Here is a 272-nt window from a genome sequence, read left to right on the forward strand (position 1 = left end):
GGGCAGATTTGCATGGATGGTAACCCCTTTGGCATGTCTTGCCAGTGCAATGCGCTCCCATGGCCCTCCCTTTTTTTTGTTGCCTGTCACCATGCACAGTCCGTTTTGCGGGGCCAACGACACCAAGGTCATCGACTCGCGCCTGGTCGCCGAGGGCGAACAGGGGCGTCGCCGTCGCGAGTGCGTCGCCTGCGGCGAACGTTTCACCAGCTTCGAAACCGCCGAGCTGGTGCTGCCGCGGCTGATCAAGCAGGACGGCACGCGCCAGCCCT

At 63.2% G+C, this 272-nt stretch carries 1 pseudogene; it reads left to right on the plus strand.

The features are described 5' to 3' along the window. Positions 1-91: 91 nt before the first annotated feature. A pseudogene (locus OH705_RS27370) lies at positions 92-272 on the plus strand (transcriptional regulator NrdR); the annotation flags it as partial.

This window comes from Pseudomonas sp. BJa3, assembly GCF_026343815.1.
In the GTDB taxonomy this organism is placed as follows: Bacteria; Pseudomonadota; Gammaproteobacteria; order Pseudomonadales; family Pseudomonadaceae; genus Aquipseudomonas; species Aquipseudomonas soli.